The organism is Vibrio sp. 1F253 (assembly GCF_041439295.1).
In the GTDB taxonomy this organism is placed as follows: Bacteria; Pseudomonadota; Gammaproteobacteria; order Enterobacterales; family Vibrionaceae; genus Vibrio; species Vibrio tasmaniensis_A.
Window position 1 is genome coordinate 32,990 of the sequence record NZ_JBGONU010000012.1, and the last position, 20,686, is coordinate 53,675.

The 20,686-nt window shown below is 43.4% G+C and carries 16 protein-coding genes; 6 read left to right on the forward strand and 10 right to left on the reverse strand.

Features of this window, described 5'->3' with window-relative positions; all coding sequences use genetic code 11:
• Positions 1-8 precede the first annotated feature (8 nt).
• Both ACED28_RS08450 and fabV read left to right on the forward strand, forming a co-directional pair.
• A complete protein-coding gene (locus ACED28_RS08450) occupies positions 9-2,291 on the forward strand; it encodes an acyl-CoA dehydrogenase (protein ID WP_371709643.1) in 2,283 nt (760 codons plus the stop codon).
• Positions 2,292-2,500: 209 nt separating this feature from the next.
• On the forward strand, positions 2,501-3,703 hold the full coding sequence (gene fabV / locus ACED28_RS08455; RefSeq protein ID WP_371709644.1) for an enoyl-ACP reductase FabV: 1,203 nt from the start codon (positions 2,501-2,503) through the stop codon (positions 3,701-3,703).
• A 175-nt stretch (positions 3,704-3,878) separates the two neighbouring features.
• Here the strand turns inward: fabV and ACED28_RS08460 are convergent, their stop codons facing one another.
• Positions 3,879-5,561 (reverse strand): aspartate:alanine antiporter, encoded by a 1,683-nt coding sequence (locus ACED28_RS08460; RefSeq protein WP_012604238.1) that lies wholly within the window; start codon positions 5,559-5,561, stop codon positions 3,879-3,881.
• 248 nt (positions 5,562-5,809) lie between these two features.
• On the reverse strand, positions 5,810-6,073 hold the full coding sequence (locus ACED28_RS08465) for a GrxA family glutaredoxin (RefSeq protein ID WP_009847069.1): 264 nt from the start codon (positions 6,071-6,073) through the stop codon (positions 5,810-5,812).
• Positions 6,074-6,591: 518 nt separating this feature from the next.
• On the opposite strand from ACED28_RS08465, the gene ACED28_RS08470 reads away from it, so the two are divergent.
• The gene (locus ACED28_RS08470; RefSeq protein WP_009847068.1) at positions 6,592-7,893 is read left to right on the forward strand and encodes an iron-containing alcohol dehydrogenase; all 1,302 of its coding nucleotides are present in this window, start codon (positions 6,592-6,594) and stop codon (positions 7,891-7,893) included.
• A gap of 119 nt (positions 7,894-8,012) precedes the next feature.
• Here the strand turns inward: ACED28_RS08470 and ACED28_RS08475 are convergent, their stop codons facing one another.
• From ACED28_RS08475 to ACED28_RS08495, 5 genes are all read right to left on the reverse strand, one after another.
• Entirely contained in the window at positions 8,013-8,867 is an 855-nt protein-coding gene (locus tag ACED28_RS08475) for a MurR/RpiR family transcriptional regulator (RefSeq protein ID WP_004734686.1), read from the reverse strand.
• A 359-nt stretch (positions 8,868-9,226) separates the two neighbouring features.
• Positions 9,227-10,870 carry a pyridoxal-dependent aspartate 1-decarboxylase PanP gene (gene panP, locus ACED28_RS08480; RefSeq protein ID WP_009847066.1) on the reverse strand — a complete coding sequence of 548 codons (1,644 nt, stop codon included), beginning with the start codon at positions 10,868-10,870 and terminating at the stop codon, positions 9,227-9,229.
• Positions 10,871-10,988: 118 nt separating this feature from the next.
• Entirely contained in the window at positions 10,989-11,516 is a 528-nt protein-coding gene (locus tag ACED28_RS08485) for a hypothetical protein (protein ID WP_009847065.1), read from the reverse strand.
• Positions 11,517-11,690: 174 nt separating this feature from the next.
• Entirely contained in the window at positions 11,691-12,596 is a 906-nt protein-coding gene (locus ACED28_RS08490; protein WP_009847064.1) for a lysine exporter LysO family protein, read from the reverse strand.
• A gap of 54 nt (positions 12,597-12,650) precedes the next feature.
• Positions 12,651-13,571, reverse strand: a complete 921-nt coding sequence (locus tag ACED28_RS08495) for an HDOD domain-containing protein (protein WP_017096721.1) — start codon at positions 13,569-13,571, stop codon at positions 12,651-12,653.
• A gap of 355 nt (positions 13,572-13,926) precedes the next feature.
• Here ACED28_RS08495 and ACED28_RS08500 point away from each other — a divergent pair, with 355 nt between their 5' ends.
• On the forward strand, positions 13,927-14,508 hold the full coding sequence (locus ACED28_RS08500; protein WP_009847061.1) for a TfoX/Sxy family DNA transformation protein: 582 nt from the start codon (positions 13,927-13,929) through the stop codon (positions 14,506-14,508).
• A 124-nt stretch (positions 14,509-14,632) separates the two neighbouring features.
• Here ACED28_RS08500 and ACED28_RS08505 read toward each other — a convergent pair whose 3' ends face one another.
• The 3 genes from ACED28_RS08505 to ACED28_RS08515 form a co-directional block, all read right to left on the reverse strand.
• Positions 14,633-15,187, reverse strand: a complete 555-nt coding sequence (locus tag ACED28_RS08505; RefSeq protein WP_009847060.1) for a hypothetical protein — start codon at positions 15,185-15,187, stop codon at positions 14,633-14,635.
• Between the two features lie 359 nt (positions 15,188-15,546).
• Entirely contained in the window at positions 15,547-16,044 is a 498-nt protein-coding gene (locus ACED28_RS08510; protein WP_017096722.1) for a response regulator, read from the reverse strand.
• A complete protein-coding gene (locus ACED28_RS08515; RefSeq protein ID WP_371709645.1) occupies positions 16,037-17,980 on the reverse strand; it encodes an ATP-binding protein in 1,944 nt (647 codons plus the stop codon). The genes ACED28_RS08510 and ACED28_RS08515 overlap by 8 nt, the downstream gene beginning before the upstream one ends.
• Positions 17,981-18,163: 183 nt before the next feature.
• Between ACED28_RS08515 and ACED28_RS08520 the strand changes: the two genes are divergently transcribed.
• A complete protein-coding gene (locus ACED28_RS08520) occupies positions 18,164-19,426 on the forward strand; it encodes a DUF945 family protein (protein WP_371709646.1) in 1,263 nt (420 codons plus the stop codon).
• Positions 19,427-19,589: 163 nt separating this feature from the next.
• Complete coding sequence (serC, locus tag ACED28_RS08525; RefSeq protein WP_371709647.1) at positions 19,590-20,684, forward strand: 3-phosphoserine/phosphohydroxythreonine transaminase; 1,095 nt, start codon at positions 19,590-19,592, stop codon at positions 20,682-20,684.
• The last annotated feature ends 2 nt before the right edge of the window (positions 20,685-20,686 follow it).

Sequence of the window (20,686 nt, forward strand, 5' to 3'; positions counted from 1 at the left end):
TCTGAACTATGAGCTCTCTAAGACAAAAATGGGTAAGTGACCCAGCTTTTAAACTCTTTAAAAAAGTACTACCACCCCTATCTAGCACCGAGAAAGAAGCGATGGAAGCGGGTAGCGTGTGGTGGGACGGAGAGCTGTTTTCTGGTAAACCAGATTTCACTAAGCTTCACCAGTATCCAAAACCTCAGCTGACAGCAGAAGAGCAATCGTTCATGGACAATGAACTTGAAACTTTGCTCGCTATGCTCGATGACCACAAAATTGTCAAAGAAGACCGAGACCTTCCTGAGGAAGTATGGAACTTTTTACGCAAAGAGCGTTTCTTCTCGCTAATTATCGCGAAAGGGTACGGCGGCCGTGAATTTTCGGCGCACGCAAACTCCACCATAGTAACCAAGATTGCTACGCGTAGTATCAGTACTGCGGTTTCGGTAATGGTTCCAAACTCTCTTGGCCCTGGTGAGCTGTTGTCTCACTACGGTACTCAAGATCAAAAAGATTACTGGCTACCTCGTCTTGCTGACGGTACAGATATCCCTTGTTTCGCACTAACAGGCCCTGAAGCAGGTTCTGATGCGGGTGGTATCCCTGATGTCGGCACTGTGTGTATGGGCATGCACGAAGGTAAAGAGACACTAGGCATCAAGCTTAACTGGAACAAGCGTTACATTACGCTAGCACCAGTGGCAACGGTACTTGGTTTGGCTTTCAAACTGCACGATCCAGAAAAGCTACTGGGTGACAAAGAAGACATTGGTATCACTTGTGCGCTTATCCCGGCAGACCACGAAGGTGTTGTGATCGGTGAGCGTCATGATCCACTTGGTCTTGCGTTTATGAATGGTCCAACACGCGGTCACGATGTATTTATTCCTATGGAATGGCTAATCGGTGGCGCAGATTACGCAGGTAAAGGCTGGCGTATGCTGGTGGAATGTCTGTCTGCAGGTCGTGGTATCTCATTACCCGCACTGGGCACGGCGATGGGCCACCTAACAGCGAAAACGACCGGCGCATACGCTTATGTTCGTAAGCAGTTCGGTATGTCGATTGGTAAATTTGAAGGTGTTGCAGAGAGCTTAGGCCGTATTGGTGGTTTAACGTATCTACTAGAAGCGACTCGTACACTGACAACCACTTCACTTGATATGAAAGAGAAGCCGGGTATCGTAACGGCTATCGCGAAGTATCACATGACAGAGATGGCTCGTACTATTCTGAATGACTCAATGGATATCCATTCAGGTCGTGCAATTCAAGATGGCCCAATGAACTACTTGGCTGCGCCTTACCTAGGTATTCCAGTTGCTATCACAGTAGAAGGTGCGAACATTCTAACTCGTAACCTGATGATCTTCGGTCAAGGTGCGACACGTTGTCACCCATACGTATTGAGCGAAATGGAAGCGGCAGCGAACCCAGATGAGAAGCAAGGTGCAAAAGACTTTGATAGCTTGTTGTTCAAGCACATCTCACACGCAACTAAAAACACGTTTGGCGCTTTTGGTGCAGCACTGACTGGCTCTAAGTTCATTAAAGCCGACATGAGTGGTCCAACGAAGCCTTACTACCAAGATTTGACTCGCTTGAGCCGCGCGCTTGCAGTGAGTGCGGATTTCGCAATGCTGACGCTAGGTGGTGAACTGAAACGTAAAGAGCTTATCTCTGCACGTTTGGGTGATGGTCTAAGTTACCTATACATGGCGTCTGCTGCACTTAAGAAGTATGAAGATGAAGGTCGCCAACAAGCTGACCTAGACTACGTACACTACGCGGTTCAACACTGTTTCCACAATGCGGCTCAGTCGTTACAAGAAGCGTACCGTAACTTCCCGAACAAGATGGTTGGTAAAGTACTTAGAGGTCTAGTTTTCCCTGTAGGTAACCACTTCGAAAAACCAAGTGATAACCTAACAGTTCAACTAGCAGAAAGCCTGATGACTCCGGGAGCACACCGTGAACGTCTGACTCACCTTTGCTACATCGGCAAGGAAGAGGATGATAGTGTTGGCCTTATGGAGAACGCGTTCAATGCGATGTACAGCATCAAGCCTCTGGAGCGTAAGATCTTCAAAGCAGTGAAAGAGGGCAAAGTGGCTCGTAAAGGCTTGTTGGCAGACAAACTGGCTCAAGCACTTGCTGCTGACGTTCTGACACAAGAAGAAGTCGACCAAATTGTTGCTGCTGATAAACTTCGTTATACAGCGATTCAAGTTGACCACTTTAGTCATGACTTTAGTGAAACTTTGACGCGAAAAGAGTTAAAACCTAAGCTAAATAGCGTTGCTTAGATAACGAAATGATAAAAGGCACCTAATAAGGTGCCTTTTTTGTTTTTGTCGTAGAAGTCGCAATAGAAGCGTTAACAAATGGTGACTTAGTCGGCAAATATCAGTTGAGTGCTCCAACCACTTGCATTTTCACCACATTTTTACAGAAATTAGATGCCATTTGCGCACGAAACTCTTATCCTTAACCTGATTTTTTAAGGAAGTTGAATATGATCATCAAACCTCGAATTCGCGGATTCATCTGTACTACAACACATCCAGTCGGTTGTGAAGCTAATGTAAAAGAACAAATTGCTTACACAAAAGCTCAAGGCCCAATTGCAAGTGCACCTAAACGTGTACTCGTTGTTGGCTCTTCAAGTGGCTACGGCTTGTCTTCACGTATTGCGGCTGCATTTGGTGGCGGCGCTTCAACTATCGGTGTTTTCTTCGAGAAAGCCGGTACTGAGAAAAAGCCGGGCACAGCTGGTTTTTACAACTCAGCAGCGTTCGATAAGCTAGCTAAAGAAGAAGGCCTGTATTCAAAAAGCCTTAACGGCGATGCTTTCTCTAACGAAGCTAAACAGAAAACAATTGACCTGATCAAAGAAGATCTAGGTCAAATCGATATGGTTGTGTACTCACTGGCATCTCCAGTGCGTAAAATGCCAGAGACTGGCGAAGTGATTCGTTCATCTCTTAAACCTATCGGCGAAACGTACACATCTACAGCGGTAGATACAAACAAAGATGCGATCATCGAAGCAAGCGTTGAGCCTGCTACTGAAGAAGAGATCAAAGACACTGTTACTGTAATGGGCGGTGAAGATTGGGAACTTTGGATCAACGCACTTTCTGAAGCGGGTGTTCTAGCTGACGGTTGTAAGACTGTTGCTTACAGCTACATCGGTACTGAGCTAACGTGGCCAATCTACTGGGATGGCGCGCTAGGTAAAGCTAAGATGGATCTAGACCGTGCAGCGTCAGCGCTTAACGAGAAACTAGGCCAAACTGGTGGTACTGCGAACGTTGCTGTTCTTAAGTCAGTTGTGACTCAAGCAAGCTCTGCTATTCCTGTTATGCCTCTTTACATCGCTATGGTGTTCAAGAAGATGCGTGAAGAAGGCATTCACGAAGGTTGTATGGAACAGATCTTCCGTATGTTCAGCCAACGTTTATACAAAGCAGATGGCAGTGCAGCAGAAGTTGATGAAGTGAACCGTCTACGTCTAGACGACCTAGAACTTCGTGATGACATTCAAGAGCATTGTCGTAACCTATGGCCTCAAATCACAACTGAAAACTTAAAAGAACTGACTGACTACGTTGAGTACAAAGAAGAGTTCTTGAAGTTGTTCGGTTTCGGTGTTGACGGTGTTGATTACGAAGCTGATGTAGAGACAGCTGTTGAATTTGATGTAGCTGACATCTAATTCACAAATCAAATAAACGAAATAGGCGCTCATTGAGCGCCTATTTTTTTTGTCTGTAGTTTGAGGAAAGTAGTATAGAGGTGTGGAATGAGAAAAGAGATTAAGTAATAAAAAATGCACTAACTCAAAGATGAATTAGTGCATTTAAAATATCTAATCTATAACGCTGAATAAACTAGCTAATGATAATGATAAAGGTACCCGCTAAGGTCATCAATATATTGGCTATCGCGTACGTACCCGCGTACCCCAGAGCTGGGATAGTTGAACGAGCGTGGTCATTCACTATGTCCATCGCCGGAGCACAGGTTCGTGCGCCAATGATGGCTCCAAAAAGAAGAGCTCGGTTCATCTTCAGTGCGTAAGCGCCGACTAAGTAAGCGAAGAATACCGGCAGTACACTCACGATAAGTGCTATCCCAATGACTTGCGGACCCACTTGGGTCAAATGCTCAAATATCTTACCCCCGGCGCTCAAGCCGATACCGACCATAAAGAACATCAAACCGAGATCTTTGACCATATTCAACGCCCCTTGAGGAACGTAACCGAAGGTAGGGTGGTTCGCTCGTAAGAAGCCAAGCATGATGCCTGATAGAAGAAGACCAACTGCATTACCTAAACCAAATGAGACTTGCCCGAATGTCATGGTGATCAAACCAAACAAAATACCCAGAATGAAGAAGCTACAGAAAGCCGTCAAATCGGCCATTTGGCTGTGAATCGAGATGAAACCAATTTTTTCTGCAAGGCCGTGAACACGGCTCTTTTCACCACTCACCTGCAGTACATCACCTTTAGAAAGTACGATGTTTAAGTCCATCGGCATTTCAATTTGAGCTCTTACTACGCGGTTAAGGAAACAGCCGTATTCCGATAAGTTTAAGTCAGATAAACGCTTACCCGCGATGTTGTCGCTTTTAACGACGATCTCTTCTTCAACGATTCGTAGATCGAGAAGGTTACGGTCAAAAACTTCTTTACCGTTTCGGAAACTTGGATCAAGACGAGCGTGGCTGTCAGGGAAGCCAACTAATGCGATTTCATCGCCTTCTTGCAGAATGGCATCGCCATCAGGGTGGGCAAGAATACCATTACGTCGAATCCGCTCGATGTAGCAACCAGTTTGGCGATAGATGCCAAGCTCACGAAGGTTCTTGCCATCAGTCCAGGTAATTAGCTCTGGTCCCACACGATAAGCTCGGATAATGGGTAAGTAAACCTTACGCTGGCCAGAGGTGCCTAGGCCGCGCTCTTGAGCTATTTGTTCTGCAGAGTCGTGCAGGTTTACTTTCTGAAGCTTTGGAATAAGGCGGGCAAACATAATCATACTGATTAAGCCGACTAAATAAGCCATCGCGTAACCTACAGAGAGGTTTTCTATGACCAGACCCAGGTCCATGTTTCTTGGTACTTCAGCTAAACCTGAATTGAGTGCATCTTGCGCACCAACTAATATTGGTGTTGCAGTTAGTGCTCCCGCCATCATGCCTGCGGAAAGTCCGAAACCAAGACCTAAATATTCGCTGCAAAAATAAGTAAGGGCAATGGCCGTAGAAAGTACAACGAGGCTAAGAATGAGGTAATGCTTACCATCTCTGAAGAATATACCGAAGAAGTTGGGCCCGGCTTCAATACCTACACAGTAAATGAAGAGCATGAAACCAATTGTGAGAGCGTCGGCGTTAAAGGAAAAGCCAAGATGTCCCATGATAAGAGAAGTAATCAGAACACCGATTGAATTTCCTAGTTGGAGACTACCGAAACGAATTTTACCAATGGCGAGGCCAATAGATAACACAACAAAAATGAGAAGGATGGGGTTTTGTTTTAACAGCAAGACAACGTCGATATTCACAGTGATTGCTCAATAATTAGCGTGAAACACAGGATCAGTTTGAGGAATGAATTGTATCTAAATATAAATAAATTATAAGTGCTATTTTCAATTTTATTCGATATTGACCTTAATCTTACTTCGGTTGAAAAATTGTCATAAAAAAGCCCGCTACAATCAGCGGGCTCTATATCAATCATACAGTCTAACTATTTTAGTTATCAGCCGTTTAAGGCTTTAGCTTCGATTCTCGTATGAGAAATTCTAGATTAATCGAAAAGACCTAGGTTTTCTTTTGCGTATGCTTCAAATTCTGTGCAGCCGCCAATGTGATCTTGGTCGATGAAGATTTGTGGAACTGTGTCTACAGGTTTACCAACAGTCTTCTCTAGGTCAGCTTTGCTGATGCCTTCAGCGTGGATGTCAACGTAACGGTAGTTGAAGTCATCGCGTTTAGCTTTAAGAGTTTCAGCATGCTCTTTTGCACGAACACAGAATGGACAAGCAGGGCGACCAAAAATAACTACAAACATTTAATTTCTCCTAAATACGGGATGAGGCTCGTTAACTCATTTATGTTAACTATTCTATTATGAATGCCACTCAAAATTTCTTAAAACCAACTATGCCTCAATGGCATGGGGAAATAAAGATGGAATTGCCTCTTAATACGATAGGTTTTGCCTATCAGCGCAAATATTAATCATAAAAGGCTAGAGTATTGTTTACTGGCCACTGTCATCGTGAATTCCCCTCAATATTAATATGTGAATTACCCCTAAGATTGCAACTTTAGTCGATATTTAGTGCGACAAGTTGCACCTTGTCAAAAAAATCAAACGCAGAACGAGGCATCCTTTATCTAGGTATGGAACCATATTCTGTAAGCAGTCTGAAGTAATGATGTTTTAGTGCATTCGTATTTGGGGTGCCGGGATTGTGTTGTAAATACGAAAATCAAATTTCAAATTTCAAATGTGAAATCCAAGAGACCAATTTCCTAAAAACCAAGAGTTCGCAGTTTTGTTCGGTCATAGGCGCAGGAGGCACCATGTTTCAATTTATGACATCTACAAAGATCATCTTTGGTGATGGAGCACTCTCCGCTTCATTGTCTCTCTTTAATCAATACGGTTACAGCGTGCTATTGGTGACTGGCAATACATTAGAGCGCACTTCAATAGTCACTGACTATCTCGATGCACAGAGTATGCGCTATCAACACATTGCCGTATCCGGTGAACCTAATATCAAAATGGTTGAGGAGGCTGCTATTTCTGCACGTCGATTTAAGCCAGATATGGTTGTCGCTATGGGGGGCGGTAGCGCCATCGATATGGGCAAAGCGTTAGCCGCGGTTTTACCTAACCAAGGTAGTTTGTATGACTATGTTGAAGTCGTTGGGCGTAATGTCCCTCTTAAAACCAAACCGCTTCCGTTCATTGCGATTCCAACCACAGCGAGTACAGGTGCAGAAGTCACTAAAAACGCGGTGCTGAAATCAGGGCAAGACCAAGTAAAAATCAGCCTTAGAAACCCAGACATGCTGGCTGACGTTGCGATTGTTGACCCAACCCTAACTCATGGTACGAATCTGTATTTATCGGGGCGAGGTGCTATGGACGCATTTACCCATCTAATGGAAGCCTATGTGTGCGGTGAACCGAACCCACTGACTGATATGATCTGTGAAGAAGGCTTACGTAAGCTGAGTGGTTCTGTCATTCAGGCGTGTATCTACGATGAACCTCAAGCGCGTTCTGATCTCGCGTTTTCCTCTATGTTAGGGGGAATAGCGATAACTAACGCCAAACTTGGCGCTGCGCATGGTTTAGCTTCTGCGCTAGGTGGCAAAATCTCGGCTCCTCATAGTGTGATAACTGCACGTTTAGCACCATTTGTGATGTTAGAGAATATAGCTGCTGCGAAGGAGCAGCAGAGGAGTGACATCCTAGCGCGTTATCAGCGAATTTCTCAGATAGTGACAGGTAACGTAGAAGCAACAGAGGAAGAGGCAATTTCTTGGTTGTCTGAAGTGTTGGATACGCTCAAGCTTCCAAGCTTACTGGAATTTGGTGTCTGTGAAGCCCAGTTTGATGAGGTGTCTGCCGACGCGCTCAAGTCGGTGGCGATTAAAGGGAACCCTTTACCGCTGAACCAAGAACGACTCGTACATATTCTTCAGCAGGTTTGTGAGGAGTGTGACTGTGGAGGTGAATACCATGAGACAGCCTCGATGAATCAAGGTGCTCAACGTGCCCCAGAACAGGTTACGGAGTCGAGTTTTACCATTATCAACTCTTATGCGTCTGAAAATAATGTAGTAGAGAAAGGTAATAGCTGGACGATCTAATAGCAGAAAGTAGAAAGCACACATAACGAGAAAGCTAAGCTAACGCGGGACAAATAAAAACGGAGCTCTAGGCTCCGTTTTTCAATTGAATTTAATTCTTAAGCTCACATCTTAACAGATTAGAACTGAGAGTACTTTTCGTAACGTGAATCACGAAGTGACTCTTTTACTCGTTTCAGGTTCTCTCGGAAGCCAGAACCACGACGAAGCGTAAAGCCTGTTGCTAACACATCGATAACCGTCATCTGAACAACACGACTTGCCATTGGCATGTAAACGTCAGTGTCTTCCGGTACATCCAATGAGATAGACAGAGAACTCGCTTTATCTAGCGGAGAGTCTTTTGCTGTGATAGCGATAACTGTCGCCCCGTTTTCACGAGCTAAGTTCGCAATCTCTACTTGGCTTTTAGTGCGGCCAGTGTGAGAGATCAGAACAATAACATCGTTATCACTGCAGTTAATGCAGCTCATGCGTTGCATCACGATGTCTTCGAAACAAGTGATTGGGATATTGAAACGAATGAATTTGTTTTGAGCATCTTTGGCTACAGCAGAAGAGGCACCCAGTCCGAAGAACGAAATGCGTTTTGCTTGTGTCAGTAAGTCAACCGCTCGGTTTACTTGCATCGCGTCTAAACTGTTTTTAGCAACATCTAGACAAGCCATAGTTGATTCAAAAATCTTATGCGTGTAAGCATCTGGGCCATCATCTTCTTCAACATTACGGTTCACGTAAGGTGTGCCGTTCGCCAAGCTTTGAGCTAGGTGAAGTTTAAAGTCAGGGAAGCCCTTTGTGTCTAAACGACGACAGAAGCGGTTAACTGTAGGCTCACTCACGTCAGCCATTTTCGCTAAGGTAGCAATGCTAGAATGAATTGCAGTTTGAGGGGAAGCCATGATTACTTCGGCTACCTTACGCTCAGACTTGCTGAAATTTTCCAGGTTTTTTTGTATTTTTTCTAATGTATTCATAGTGTTCACAAGGGTATAGAGAACAACTTGCTAGTTAATATCTTTTACCAGGGGGTATGGCTGAAACAAATATAAGAAAATACAAAACCAAACTTACATTCGGTATTGTAAATTCTACTGCATCAAATAGATATCAAGCTAACTAGCACCATAGAGTCAGTATAAACCCAAGATACTATTCACTAATACAAAAACACGGCATCAATGCTTAAGAATATGACAAACCTCAACAAAATTTTAGAAAACTACAGAATTGGAAGAGGATTAGAGCAAAAAGAATGCAAATTGAGTATGAACTGACAGCTAAGTTACATCAAAAAGAAAGAAATTTTCAATTTGATGCAACTAAAATTGAATGGCTAGGCGTTGATTAGCTTAACCAATTTGGTGATTTTACTCATCAAATTGGGTGCTAGTTTAGAGATTTCACGCTGTTCTTCAAGCACTGAAGAGAGAATATCGTTGCCCGTCAGTGGATTTGCTAATACTACACGGAAAACGATGATTGGCTGATGCGCCCATATTTCGGGGTTTAAGCGCGTTCGCGATACGAAAGACTTGCCCGTTTCACGTTGCTTCTTCTGAATAAACTTGGTCAGTTCATTCAGTAGCTCATTCAGTTCAACACGCTCTGGTGCTTTAGCCTTGAGTAGTGCTGCTTTGACTGATCCAGGCACATAGCGATAGGTCAGTAGGCAAAGCTCAGGCTCTGAAACCAGTTCGAAGTCGTTTTGATCTTTAATCAGGTCAGCAAAGTAGCGCGCTTTATTGATGCTCTGGTCGATCAGCAGTTCATACCCAGGGCGACTGATGATGTGCATTGAGGCGTAGACTAACATTGCCATGCCTGAACGAGAGCCTTCTAACGTATGGCTACCTAAGTCTTTTGAGCCTTTACGAAGGATGTATTGAGCATGATGTTCGATTGCGGTCATCGCATCTGGCTTCTTAAACAAAACCATGCCAGCACCCATAGGGATATAAAGCTGTTTATGCGCATCAATCGTGACTGAATCAGCCAATTCAATACCATCAAGAAGGTGACGATGGTTGTTCGACATTAGAGTCGCACCTCCCCAAGCGGCATCAACATGGAAATGACAATCGGATTCAGCACACACTTCTGCAATGTCTCTTAGAGGGTCGATATTACCGGTTTCGGTTGTACCAGCCACACCAATGACAGCGAAAGGCTTTATCTTATTCTGCTTGAGCTGTTCAATCTTGAGTCTTAGGTCGTCCGTACAAATGCGGTTGTCGTTATCTGTTTTAACAGACACTAGACCTTCTTGACCAATACCAAGGACATCCGCTGCTTTTTTCAGAGAGTAGTGACCACGTTCAGAAACCAAGATAGCAAGGCCTTCGTAGCCGTAGTGCTTCATGGCTTTAAACAAGCCTTCTTTTTCCACACCTTTGAACGAACCTTGTGCTTTTAGCGCGTTGTTACGTGCAACCCAAAGCGCTGTTATGTTCGCGATGGTACCGCCAGAACAAAACGCTCCTAAAGAGTGGTTGGCACTGTGCATCCAGCGAGAATAAAACTGGTCGCTATCCTGATATATCAGGCGATGTAACATACCCAGAACTTGACGTTCTAAGGGAGTGAAAGCTTTTGAGGTCTCGATTTTTACTAGATTCTGATTTAGCGCAATCATGATTTTAGACAGCGGCATCAGGAAATAGGGTAGCGCAGACGTCATGTGACCAATAAAACTTGGCGACGACGTATGAACCGAATGAGATACAAGAGAATCGAGGAGATGCTCGGTATGTTCTGAAACAAACTCAGGCAGCTCTGGGATATGAGCATTCGAAAAATCTTTCTCAATCTCACGTAATGGCTTTTCTTCAGCCACAATGTGTTCACGTAAGAATTGATTCAGGTTTCGTGAAAGTTTGTCTTCGATTTGAGTGAGTGTTGAGTCTGGGCCTTCTGGTACTGTAAAGATACGTAGAAGACTGTCAAAGCTAACATCTGCTGTTTTTTGTTCCGTAACCATAGCAAGCGAGTTATTTTTCTTATATTGACGCGAGCGGGATAATCTAAACGAAAACGGGAACAATGTCCCGTCTTAATTATGAAATCCAACTTCCCATAAAAGCATAGTAAATTAAGGGTTATTTACACTTAATCGCTTCTAGTTTGGCGATCGACTGGTTGTAACGCTGCAGTGCTGTATCGATTTGCTTAGGGTGACTAAGCAGCTCAGCAAAGGCGGAACGTAGCTCGTAGTTTTGAGCGTGAGGTGTTGATTGGCGGTCGTCGAACGTTGTTTTCGCAATTCTACCAAGTTCATCATCACGTGTTGATAACGTCTTAATGTCGTGTTGTTCCAGTTGCAGCCAGCCTTCTACCGGTTGCTCTGTTGCCACTTTGCTTGAATCGTTCACAAGGTAGTAGTTTACCGCAGCGCGATTAAGCTCGAAGTGGTGCTTACGACCTTCTAGGAACCACTCGCTTACTTCTGTCAATTCTGGGTATTGCTCAGAAGTTAATGTAGCGAGGTCAGCATACCAACCTAAAGAGGCGTCGATGTACGCATCATATTTTTTTGCTTGGCACTGATTTGTCTCAGACATTGAATCTGCTGCAAAAGAGAAAGTCGAAGTTGAAGCTAGCAGTAATGCGACGCAAAGGCGTTTCATAGCGGTTCCTTTTGTAAGTTTATTCTTTTTATAACGTTGTCGTTACAGATTACCGTGATCATTATTTGTTGAGCAATGACACTTAGTGTCTTTTTATTTCGGTAACTGTATCGGTGTCTTGGGCATCGGTATTCGAGTTGCATTCTAATCTAAAACAAACGCTATTCCTGCGATCTAGTTAGCAAGAGATACAAAGAACAACATCAAAATCGGGACAAGCAAGCTGAGGATAAAGCCACTGACTATGGCGACTGGCACGCACCGAACGCCACCTGTGGTTTGAATGACAGGTAATGTGAAATCCATCGCTGTTGCGCCTGCATAACCAATCGATGTGCATGGGTAGCTCCGGATCAGCACAGGAATAAGTACCAAAGCAACTAACTCTCTTAACAGCTCAAGCATGAAAGAAGCGCCGCCATAAACAGGACCAAAGGCGTCGCCCATCAAGATACCAGCTAAAGAATACCAACCAAACCCTGAAGACATTGCCAAGGCTTTGAACAGAGGGATATCAAGGATATAAGCCGCAATAATACCACCAAGCATTGAGGTGGCGATGATTGCGATTGCGATTACCATACCGTGCTTGTTGAGTAAGATTTGACGAAGTGTTAGTCCGCTATTGCGTAACTGAATGCCAATAAAGAACAGTAGAACAAACAGAATCCATTCACTCGCGGTATCAACCCAATCAAGGCCAATAGGCAGAACTAAACCCGCAATAAGGCCGGAACCGACCACTAATATGAGTTTGGCAGACTCCATCGCCATAGAAGACAGGGGGAGTTTCTTATTACAGCTGTCTGTCTGGAGTGGCAGTAACTTATCAATAGCAGGTAGCGCCATTAGGTTACAAACGCTTAAGCAGACAAAGAAAGTGGCCGTGTATAGAAGAATTGTCTGCAGGTTACTGCCTAGGTTATCGAGTGCGGCTAAGCTTAGTCCCATCAACGCGAGAATCACGTAGATCAACCGCGAAGTAGAGCGGTTGATAAATTCTAGCGTCTGAGCGTTCGAAATTGAAAAAAGATACCCCACGACGAGTGGCGCAAATATAAAGATCATCCCTGTAAACATGCTTTCCCCATTGCATTGACTTCATATTGCATTTACTAGCAATTTAACAGTAACTTAGAAGCCGCTAGTATTGATCACGTCACTTAGCTTTGCATTAAAATCCTGTTTGCTCAAGTTGCTTAATTTATAAAGTACTTCCGCTCCTGTCACGTTTAGTTCTACTTCGTGCTCATCAATGTTCTCATCCTTGTTTCTAAACATCAGTAGGTGGTTAGCTATTCGCGCAATATCAAGGTAAGACACCTCGCGCTCTTCGTGATTATTAATGGTGTTGCTGCACACATCGATAAAGTCGCTGTCGAAACCCCAGCGTCTAAGGACCAACTTACTGGTTGCTGAACATTGGCCTTGGAATATTTGCAGTGCGATGTCGTGATCTAAATAGTTCCCGTTGTCTAGGTAGAGGTGATATTCACTAACCAAACAGAACAAGCCAATGTCTGCAAGTAACCCAACAAGTAGTGACTTTTCATGCTCTAGATAACGGTATTCGGTAGGGGATAGTTCTTTAAATAGGTTAGTGACTAACACCATAGTTGCGGCGAGTTCTTTTGATACAGAAGCACTCTGAACCAATAGCTCGTTGCACTCTTTACTCAAATTGACGGAATGTTTAAGTTGTTCAATAGCCTGAGCCGTGACAATGTCACGCACTCTCAATATACCAAGACGCGATACGGCCGTCATAACATCGACACAAGTAATATTGCGTCTGTTGAAGACAACTGAGTTAGCAACTCTGATCACGATTGCTGTCAGCCCTGGGTCTTCAAGTAAGCACTCGGCAACTTCGGCGACGCCTGTTGGTTCAAGAGTACATAGCTTTTGAATTTTAAGTACAACCTCAGGAATCGGAGGAAGAGTTATTTTTCCCGCTGAGATGGAATGTCCAACAAGTTGGGCAAACTCGGATTCTAGGCCCTTAAGGAGAAGAGCTTTATTTTGTGGTAGCCAGAAAAATGATAAATGATTCATATTAAGAGTAAGAACATGTATGTCGTACCATTTTACAAGCCGCGATGCTGCGAGGCAATACTCATCGAACCACATAAGCTTTGATAACTTGAACGGGGGTATCACTAAGAATTAAATTCTTGGCGTGATTTGATAGTTTAATGTGATGTAAATCATTAAAAGCAAGGATATTCAACTGATTGATGTGAGCTGCGCCCTGACTTATTTTTCTTTTCGAAGTATCATTTATTTCAAAGGTGACAAACGAAACCATAATATTCACCTAAACATTAAATAGATTTAAAATTTTTCGCATAAAAAGCTGCTTGTCTGGCGATCAACCTAATCGGGGTAATTTGATTAAGGATCAACGGATATGACCGAGACAGCATTTATTAATTACGTGAATCAATTTGGTGAACATCAAAAGCGCTCTATGTTTGGAGGTATTGGCCTCTTTCAAAATGACGCTATGTTCGCTTTGTTGAGTGAAGATTGTGTATTCATTCGAGGTGGGAAGTTATTAGATAAAAAGCTGACGGGGCTTGATTGTGAAAAGTATCGTCACGTAAAAAAGCAGACGACAGCAACCGTGAATTACTACGACATCACGGATCTTTTTACGTCTGAGCATCCTGAATTGGATAGTATTATTCGTACTTCAATCGATAATTCAATTCAGCAGCGTAGCTTCAAAAAATCATCTGCGAGCCGTAGATTAAGGGATTTGCCTAACATGCAACTGACGTTAGAACGCATGGTTAAAAAGGCTGGAGTGGATGATGTTTCAATGTTTATGCAGTTGGGTGCATCTGAAGTGTTTAATAAGGTTCGCGAAGCGTACGGAAACGATGTTGACCTAAAATTACTTTGGAAGTTTGCGGGTGCAATTGATGGTATTCACTGGAAACTATTACAAGAGCCACGCAAGCAGCAATTATTAAAGAGCTGCCACTAAAGATATCGCCTGTATATGCATAAGATTACTGTTTATATATAAAAACCGAGGGATTTCCTCGGTTTTTTGTTTCTATCTAGCCCGTTTAAAGGCTAAGCCCATATGAAGAGCTTTCTCGTTTTACTTAAAGCTTGAAACGAGTCGTGAACATTAACTGATCACCGTAGAAATCATTGATACGAACTTCTGCACCTAGAGAGAATAGTTCTGTAGAGTGGAAACGAACGTAAGCAGAACCGATCCAATCATCTTTATCATCGATAGAAACGTAACCGCCTTTGCCGCCAACTTCTAGTTGTGGGCCAAGCCATTGACGAACACCAACGTTGAATTCCATACCAACATCAGGAGAGCTTTTCGCTGCTGGTTGAACTATACGAGCTAGCATTTCACCCGTTAGATCTGCCCAGTTGTTAATTGGAGCGTGGAAACCAAGACCTACAGCAGAGTCGTAATCGCCTTCAAATTCTGAATCGATACGCGCTACTGCGTGAGCATTCGGGTGGATTGACTTACTGAACGCACCACCAAATGTAATTGGGCTCGCACCGATACGAGCGTCAAAGTAATCGTAGCTAAAGTTGCTCATTACTTGTGCTTGTTCATTTGGTTGTCCATCGACAGCTAGTGCTTGGCTAGAAGCCAATAGCATAGCGGTAGTAAGTAGAATTTTGCGCATAACGACCGTAAACCTTTATTAGTGTTGATCCCTTTGGTTTGATAAAAAACAGCCAAACCATAAACATTGAGACAGTTTAATCTAACTCGCGGAAAAGTAACCCATAAAAATGCTATTCATTTGTCATTTAGCTAAAAAATAAGCAAGTAAAGTACTGCTCTGTTACAGAGATCTCATGTTTTAGGGTTATTTAACAAAATCTAGTATCCATTCACTTGTTATCGATAACTATTAGATACACTTAATTTACTCGCTGTTATACAAAATACACTTAGTGTCAAAGATGCATCGCGACTAACTAATCGCTATTCATCATCTAATCACTATTCAGCAAACAACCTCTATTTACCAACCTATCGCTATTCACTGAAACTAGTTCGCTTGTCTGACATTGATGTCAGTATTCGCTCAGTATCTAAAATGGAAGTCCAGTTTAACAACTGCTTGTCGTTTGCAATGACATAGTCTGTCAGTTGTTGAGTAATCGTGTCTCTAAGTTGATCGCCTTGCCAAGGTTTTGAAATATAAAAATCAAGCGCCGCGTTGTTAATTGCTGTGACGGTATCTTCTAGCCCAGCTTGCCCGGTGAGCAGCAGCTTGCGTGTTGGCTTTGTAGAGTCGTGCTGGTTAAGTTCGATAAGAAAATCGATACCCGTTTTGTCAGGCATGATGTGGTCACACAAGATTAAGGCGAGTTTAATACCTTCCTGTCCCATTTCTTTAATCACTTGCTTAGCTTCATCGACCGATTCGGCTCCTTCAACAATAAAATTGTCTTCAAATGGTGCTAAATCTTGAAGGACACTGTTGAGAACCTCTGGCTCATCATCGACACATAAAATTAGGTACTTATTCATGAGGTGCTCCTTCTTGTTTGAATGGAAGCCACACTTGCATGTGTGTATGGCTGCCTACCTCAGACTCCACCAAAATAAAACCTTGATGAGCCGAAATGATTTGTTGAGAAATGGATAACCCAATCCCTAAACCGAAGTTGCCTTCTTTTTTTGTCGTAAAGTTTGGGTTGAAAATAGTGTTGATGTCTTCTTTGGCGATACCGTGTCCAGTGTCCGATATTTGCACCACAAGAAACGTGTCGTCACCTTTAGTTTTTTGAAACGTGGTGATAGATACTTTACCTCGCTCTGAAAGAGCATCAAGTGCATTAGAGAGAAGGTTGGTCCACACTTGTTGCAGCGAGAGCGACTGGCACAATAGAGGCGGCAAGTCGGTGTCGTAATGCTTCTCTAGTTGGTGGTGTTTGAGCCTGTTTTCAAAGATCACTAAGGTATCTTCAAGTCCTTCGTGAACATCCGCGTAGTGGCGAACCTCTTCATCTTCTCGGGCATAGCTTTTTAGGCTTTTGACCATATCGGCAATACGTTTGCTGCAAACTTGAATTGAGCGGATAGAGTTTCCAACATAGTGATAATGCTCTAAGTCATTAAGTAGCTCTTTGCCTGCGACTGGGGAGCCTTTTAAGGTATCTAGAACCGCAGAGTCTTGGCTTAGGTTTAGTCTCACGGCTTTTTTTGCTAAAGCACGGTCATCAATCGTCGACGTAAGATGCTTTACGAGCAGTCTTTCTTGAGCCGTCGATAGTGGCTTAGCTAACTTTGAATGTGCCAGTACGTCAGTCCCTTTATTGGACTCTGGAACGGATAGGTTTGCCAATATCTGGTCGAGATGTTCTGACAGAGTTTCGATGCTTCTTAATATGGCTGCAATCGGGTTATTTAGCTCATGTGCGACTCCCGCGACTAGCTGCCCAAGCATCGCCATTTTCTCTTTTTCGATCAGTTGTTGATGGGCTGATTCTAACGATTCCAGTGTTTGCTGGAGTTTGATCTTATTGGTGATGCTGCGTTGCAAACGTCTATTGAAATGACGAAGCAATAGATTGGTAAATAAAGGCAGCAGGGTATTGTTTGAATGCATCACCTGAGCAAAGCTATCTTTATCCAGCTTGATAACGCGTGTTTGCGTTAGGGTGATCGCGGTAGAAAACGAAGGCTCACCTGTCACAAATGACATCCCGCCGACAATGTTCCCCTTGGAGTGACGTACCACTTCCCGTTGTTGCCCAAGTTCATCTTTCTTATAAAGAGCCGCTTCACCCTCAATGATCAGCCATAAAAAGCGATTGTCTTCGCCTTCCACAGTGAGCAAATGCTCGGGGGAATAGTCACGAATGGCCTTGGTTTTATCATCTTTTGAAAACACTTCTTGTAAGGCACTGACGACACGCTCTGCAAGGGCGTTATCCGAAAGCTGGTGGTAATCGTGAATGAAACCCGATTGGAAAGAGTGAATCTTTTGTTCAATGTGCGCTCTGAGTAAGCGCTGCTGGTCGAGTGCGTCGCTGTAAGACAACAGGTTTTCTGAGTCGTATTGGATAACAAAAGAAGTCAGCTCTTTTTGCGCTGATTTGAATAGAACCTGATCTTGAACCGGCTTGGTTAGACAGTGGTTGAGCCTGCCTTCATTTACAGCGGTTAGAATGGATTGAATGTCTGACGAAGCGCTGACTAATATCGTTCTTGCGGTATTACTATGGGGCAGCTGTTCGAGTTCAATCAGAAATTGCACGCCATTAAATTCAGAATGATGATGAGTGATCACCAAGGCTACGGTTTGGTTGTGATCATGAATATCTTCTAATGCGTGATGTGCGTCTTCTATGTTCTCGGCAGTATAAATATCGAATACAGAAGCCAACGGAGCCAGCTCCGAACGTATTCTTTCAATGCTAACCGGATTATTGTCCAAACAGATAACAGCGTATTGATTCACAGCTCAACCTTAATAGTAGCGACGTCTCAAGCCTAGCAAGAATCGCCTAATAAGGATGAGAGCTAGCCGCTAATTTATTGAGGCAATCGAAGTATCGAGCAATAGACTGATTTAACTCAATGTTTCTTGTTTGCTACTGATGGGTTAGACTAAAAAAAACAGACACGTGTAGAAAGAGAACTCATGGAACAGTTAAGAAAAATTGGTGCAATTGGCGGCGCAATCTCATTGGCACTTTGTTGGCCACTAGCGGTTGGCCAAATTGGACAAAATGCCATTACCGATGGTGTTGCAAAGCTTAACAATTCAAGCATTCAAGCGGAGATCGTGGAGTACGATAGAGGTTACCTGTCTTCTAACGTAACTACTCGCCTAACTGTGACCGATGAAAGCCTGAAAGAACAACTCGCGATTGATGGGCTGCCGAGTGAGTTTGTCATCAATAGTGCGGTTAGCCACGGTTTGGTGAGCCTGAATGCACTGTCGACGTTTGATAATACTGATATTCTGCCTCTAACTCTGACAACTAGCACTGAGCTAAACGGCAACACTGACTTTAACTTCGAGTTAAGCCAGTTCAATCATCAAGGTTCTGATGAGAATGGTACTTCGGTATCAATCACGAAATCGAATCTGTCTGGCCATGCCACTGTTTTAGGGCAAGTTGATTACGAGCTTTCAATCCCTTCAGTTCAAATTGATTTTGAAACCGGTGAAGAGGTAACACTGTCAAACCTAAAAGGTGTAGGTTCAGGTCAACAAGCGAAAGGCTACTGGTTAGGTTCTCAGAATTTTACTATCGATAGCTTCTTGGTTACAGACTCTGCAATGCAGCCTTTCATGACCATTGAAAATTCTAAGTACGATTTTGAATCACATCTAGATGAAGCGACTAAGCGTCTGCGCAGCAACCTTAAGCTGGATATCGCAAACATCGAGACCAGTGAAGGCCAGTTGAACAACCTAAACGTCGATTTCGAAATGTCTAAATTGGATAGCGAATCGTTTGAGAAAATCTTTGAGATTTACCAATCTAATCCAGTAATGACGCAAGAAGACGTTGCCGAGATCATTCCATTTATCGATATCTTGTTCGCTAAAGGCTTCGACCTTTCAATGAACAATATGTCGTTAGAACTAGGTAAGGGTCAATTCGAATCTAAGTGGTTAGTGAGCGTACCGGAAGGAACCGAAAACATCAGCAGTAATCCTTCGATGATTGTACCTGCATTAAAGGGTAACGTTCACTCTAGCTTCTCAAATGAGCTTGTTGAAGAGTACCCATTCATCCGTGAAGGTATTGATGAATTGCTTGTGATGGAAATGATCAAGGAAACAGAAAGTGGTTATGAAATCAGCGCTGACTTAGAAAATGGAAACCTAGTGTTCGAAAATGGACAAGAAATTCCATTAATCGCTCTACTTATGCCGGTTTTTGTTCAATAAACAGAACAAGGCTGAATACTGATAGGGTGATTTAGCAGGTTCAGCTTAAACATTTTATACGGTACAAAACAAAAGAGGTCTTAAGACCTCTTTTGTTGTTTTTATGTTGGGTAAAACATGGTATTACTTGCATAGTTATTATTTAGCAGGAGCAATCATCCCCATGGAACTTACATTAGATAACGTATTCAACTTCAGTGCTGGCCCAGCTGCACTGCCTAAACCGGTAATGAAACAAGCGCAGGCGGACTTTATTGATTGGAATGGTTTAGGGACTTCCGTGATGGAAATCAGCCATCGCAGCAAGGAATTTATTCAAGTTGCTGACGAGTCCGAACAGGACCTACGTGATCTTCTGAACATCCCAGACAACTACAAAGTTCTTTTCTGTCAGGGGGGCGCTCGTGCTCAATTCGCTGCTGTTCCTCTAAACCTTTTAGGTGACGCGACGAAAGCGACTTACATTGATGCGGGTTACTGGGCAGAAAGTGCAGTGACTGAAGCGAGCAAATATTGCGAAATCGATGTATTCAACGCCAAGACGTCAATTGATGGCAAAGCAGCGGTTGTTCCAGCTAAAGATTGGAAAATCGACCCGGAAGCGGCGTATGTACATTTCTGTCCAAATGAGACCATCGATGGTATTGAAATCAGTGAGCTTCCTCAAACGGATAAGCCAATCGTAGCGGATATGTCATCTAACATTCTGTCTCGTAAGATCGATGTGTCTCAGTACGGTGTTATCTACGCTGGCGCTCAAAAGAATATAGGCCCTGCTGGTATTTGCATTGCTATCGTGCGTGATGATCTGCTAGAGCTAGCAAACGACGTATTGCCGAGCATTCTTAACTACAAAGTACTTGCTGAAAAAGACTCAATGTTCAACACACCGCCAACGTATGCTTGGTACCTATCAGGCCTCGTATTCAAGTGGTTGAAAGCTCAAGGTGGTGTTGAAGCGATGGAATTAGTGAACAAAGAGAAAGCTGCGCTGCTTTATAATGCGATTGATAGCTCAGCTTTCTACAGAAACGATGTTCATACAGTAAACCGTTCAAGAATGAACGTGCCATTCCAATTAGCGAAACCAGAGCTAGATGCTAAGTTTTTAGAGTTGGCTGATGCTGCTGGTCTGAAATCACTAAAAGGCCACAGAGCGGTAGGTGGGATGCGAGCATCACTTTACAACGCGATGTCTCTGGAAGGCGTGCAAGTATTAGTCAGTTTCATGAAAAACTTTGAAGAGAAATACGCTTAATT

Bases quoted from the DNA above. Each gene is read 5' to 3' on its own strand.
- ACED28_RS08470 (WP_009847068.1), top strand. From the start codon at position 6,592: ATGTTTCAATTTATGACATCTACAAAGATCATCTTTGGTGATGGAGCA.
- fabV (WP_371709644.1), top strand. From the start codon at position 2,501: ATGATCATCAAACCTCGAATTCGCGGATTCATCTGTACTACAACACAT.
- ACED28_RS08520 (WP_371709646.1), top strand. From the start codon at position 18,164: ATGGAACAGTTAAGAAAAATTGGTGCAATTGGCGGCGCAATCTCATTG.
- ACED28_RS08510 (WP_017096722.1), bottom strand. From the start codon at position 16,044: ATGAATAAGTACCTAATTTTATGTGTCGATGATGAGCCAGAGGTTCTC.
- ACED28_RS08505 (WP_009847060.1), bottom strand. From the start codon at position 15,187: ATGCGCAAAATTCTACTTACTACCGCTATGCTATTGGCTTCTAGCCAA.
- ACED28_RS08475 (WP_004734686.1), bottom strand. From the start codon at position 8,867: ATGAATACATTAGAAAAAATACAAAAAAACCTGGAAAATTTCAGCAAG.
- ACED28_RS08495 (WP_017096721.1), bottom strand. From the start codon at position 13,571: ATGAATCATTTATCATTTTTCTGGCTACCACAAAATAAAGCTCTTCTC.
- ACED28_RS08500 (WP_009847061.1), top strand. From the start codon at position 13,927: ATGACCGAGACAGCATTTATTAATTACGTGAATCAATTTGGTGAACAT.
- ACED28_RS08450 (WP_371709643.1), top strand. From the start codon at position 9: ATGAGCTCTCTAAGACAAAAATGGGTAAGTGACCCAGCTTTTAAACTC.
- panP (WP_009847066.1), bottom strand. From the start codon at position 10,870: ATGGTTACGGAACAAAAAACAGCAGATGTTAGCTTTGACAGTCTTCTA.
- ACED28_RS08465 (WP_009847069.1), bottom strand. From the start codon at position 6,073: ATGTTTGTAGTTATTTTTGGTCGCCCTGCTTGTCCATTCTGTGTTCGT.
- ACED28_RS08490 (WP_009847064.1), bottom strand. From the start codon at position 12,596: ATGTTTACAGGGATGATCTTTATATTTGCGCCACTCGTCGTGGGGTAT.
- serC (WP_371709647.1), top strand. From the start codon at position 19,590: ATGGAACTTACATTAGATAACGTATTCAACTTCAGTGCTGGCCCAGCT.
- ACED28_RS08485 (WP_009847065.1), bottom strand. From the start codon at position 11,516: ATGAAACGCCTTTGCGTCGCATTACTGCTAGCTTCAACTTCGACTTTC.